Below are 2,949 nucleotides of genomic sequence, written 5' to 3' on the forward strand. Positions count from 1 at the left end.
TTTTTTCTTCTGTTATTTAAATTTTTTCCATTGCAAAGTAAATCGGCTACATTATTTCGTTGCGAATAAATTTGAGAAGTAATCCAAGCATTTCCTCCAGTCCAACCTTTTACATTGGCTTGGTTAAACAAATCCATTCCTTGTTCTTTTAAAAAAAATGCTGTTATTTTTTTGTTTGGGTTTTCAACTTTTAATTCATCAAAAATGGGCAATAAATATTCCAATGGATTTTTAATTTTGGAACCAGCATTTTCTTTTTTAAATTCTTCAGTGAAAATTTTGGTGAGCAGAGGTCTAATTTCAAAATTCACATCTCTCAAATAATCGCCATAATAAGTAACCAAATCTTCTTTCGGATTATCATATATAAACCATTTCAAAATTTTCCGAGTTAGTAAATAGGGAATATTTTTTTGTTCAAAAATAATATCTATCATTTCGTCAATTTTAAAATTTCCATTTTTGCCGAAATATTCAAAGCTTTCATTATTTTCAAAAAGTGGTCTGTATATGGCATTTTCTTTTCCAATTCCTAATCCAGCCAAACCTTTTGCACCATTTTTAATATCTGCTTCTGTATAATTTCCAATTCCTAGAGTAAAAAGTTCTAGTAATTCTCTGCTCAAATTTTCGTTAAGCTTTCCTTTTCTATTATCAACATTATCGAGATATTTGACTATGGCATTGGTTTTAACCATTTTTTTTGTCAGATCCTTAAAATTACCAAAAGCATTTTCTCTTAAAATTTGATTGTGTTGAAATATCCAATAATTTACTTTCACTTTTTGAAACGTGGCAACGTAATGATTGTGCCAGAAGCAAGTCATTTTCTCCCGAAGTGGAAATTCTTCATTCATCATTTTTTCGAGCCACCAAGATTTCATTTCAACAGATGTTTTGACCTCTTTTTTTAGAAGTTCTTTTTTCTCTTCTGGACTTGCTTCTTTTCTAATTTTTTGAATGGCTTTAAAATCTTCCAATGATTTTGGACTATTGGCAAGCAAATCTGGAACAGAATGGTCTACTTGAGATGAGAATGATTTTTCTAAAAATTTTTCAATTCCAATAGAAGCCATCATTTCGGCTTGTTTGCCAGAATATCCTAATCTTAGCGACCAAAGCTTATAATTGTTCATAACCAAAGTTTTTAATTATCGTCTTCTATTTTTAGAAACCTTTACAACTTTTACATTTGGTTTTCTTTTAGATTTTTGATATTTTTCGCTTCGATTGTTGCTTTTTAGAACAACAGTTTTGTGGTTGTTTTTATGAATGACTATTGTAGAATGATTTCTTCTTGGTGCGTATACTTTTCTTACTATAACCAAACGACATATTGGTGTTCTGTGATAATAAACTCTGTGTGGCGCTGCTCTTGTATAAAAAGTAGCATAACGAAATGGTCTCCAAGGTTTCCACCAACGCGGATAAAAACCAAATCTGTGTGGTGATTTCCAAGCCACATATCTAGGCGCATAAATGTAGCGTACTGAGGGCCAAAACCATACATTTACAATTATTCGTGTAGAAATAATTTCGGATAAACTTGGTCCACCTTTTCCTTGATTCATTTTTTCCGAAACATCATAAGGTTCCGCAATAGTGTTTTCTGCATACAAATCTTGGTCGCCTTCAATTTGCAAGGTAGCTTCTTCATTTCCAGTTTTTTCGATGCCAACAGTTGCAATATCTTGTTTTTCAGTTTTACTCAAAAAAGTACTTAGCACAATAACGTGTGTATCGTTTTCTTTAATATCATCAACATTTATGTAATCAATATTGCCGTCATTATTCAAATCAAGATTATTTACATTGTTACTTTCTTGATTTAGTAATTCTTCAAAATTTTCTAATGAATTTGCTTTTTTGAATAAGTCCAAAGCGCCTTCCAAACTAAAATTTTCGCCTGTAAATTCTGGATTGTCATTTTCCTGAGCAGAACTAAAAGTTATTCCTAGAATAACCAAAAGTAGTGTGATTGTTTTTTTCATAATCTATTTAATTTTATAATAAGACTACAGAAAATTAAAAAGGTTTAATGTGGTTGATTAAATTTTAGATTTATCTTCAAGCAAATCACTTAAATGTAATTTTAAAGCTTGTACCGAAATACTAATTTCCCAAAACGATATGGCTAGCGAAATTAATAAGGAAAGCAAACTCAATCCGAAAAAATAAATTGCAAAAAGTTGAATTTCAAAAAACAACAATAACATGGCGAAAACAGATAAGAATAAGCAAAGAACGCCAAACATTTGCATGTAACGAATAAGCGTTAATCGTAAATTAAGATTTTTTATTTGCAAATAAATGGTCTTATGGTGCTCTTCATCATATGTTTTTTTTAAACTTCTTATAATTTGTGCAATTGTTAAAAATCGATTGGTATATGCCAATAATATTAATGATGTAGCGGAAAAAAGTAATGCAGGAGTTTCTATGTTTAATGTCATAATGCAAACTATAAAATGTAATCTGTATTTATAAAATTCGATTCTTTGTTATTTAACAAGGCTTGCAAAATTTCATTGTTATATTCATTGTCTTTTGATGCTACAAAGGTTCTAATTGAAAATGATCGTAAAGCATCATAAATACTTAGTGTCCCGACTGCAGAATCCTTTCTTCCAGTAAACGGATACACATCTGGACCTCGTTGGCAAGAGCTATTTAAATTTACACGGCAAACCAAATTGACTAAAGTATCAATTAAAGGAGCTAGGGTTTTAACATCTTTACCAAACAAACTTACTTGTTGTCCATAATTGGATTCTGCCATGTCATCTAGCGGTTCTTGGATATCTTTAAAAGTAATAATGGGTACCAATGGACCAAATTGCTCTTCGCTATAAATTCGCATTTTTTTATTTACGGGATATAATACTGCTGGAAAAATATAATTATCCAAACGTTTACCACCTTTTTCGTTAATAATTTTAGCACCATGTA

General features: G+C 30.4%; 4 protein-coding genes. All 4 read right to left on the reverse strand.

From position 1 onward, the window contains the following. On the reverse strand, positions 1–1,136 hold a 1,136-nt coding region (locus tag RMN92_RS09350; RefSeq protein WP_309609191.1), incomplete at its 3' end, for a DUF1800 family protein. A 15-nt stretch (positions 1,137–1,151) separates the two neighbouring features. Further along, positions 1,152–1,991 (reverse strand): hypothetical protein, encoded by an 840-nt coding sequence (locus tag RMN92_RS09355; RefSeq protein ID WP_309609192.1) that lies wholly within the window; start codon positions 1,989–1,991, stop codon positions 1,152–1,154. A gap of 57 nt (positions 1,992–2,048) precedes the next feature. Further along, positions 2,049–2,453 (reverse strand): DUF2721 domain-containing protein, encoded by a 405-nt coding sequence (locus RMN92_RS09360; RefSeq protein ID WP_309609193.1) that lies wholly within the window; start codon positions 2,451–2,453, stop codon positions 2,049–2,051. Positions 2,454–2,461: 8 nt separating this feature from the next. After that, positions 2,462–2,949, reverse strand: a 488-nt coding sequence (locus RMN92_RS09365; protein ID WP_309609194.1) for an aldehyde dehydrogenase family protein, incomplete at its 5' end; no start/stop codon positions are given.

The sequence above is a fragment of the Flavobacterium sp. genome, assembly GCF_031363805.1.
Classification (GTDB): domain Bacteria; phylum Bacteroidota; class Bacteroidia; order Flavobacteriales; family Flavobacteriaceae; genus Flavobacterium.

Coding starts and splice junctions, on each gene's coding strand:
- RMN92_RS09355 (WP_309609192.1), bottom strand. CDS start 1,991: ATGAAAAAAACAATCACACTACTTTTGGTTATTCTAGGAATAACTTTT.
- RMN92_RS09360 (WP_309609193.1), bottom strand. CDS start 2,453: ATGACATTAAACATAGAAACTCCTGCATTACTTTTTTCCGCTACATCA.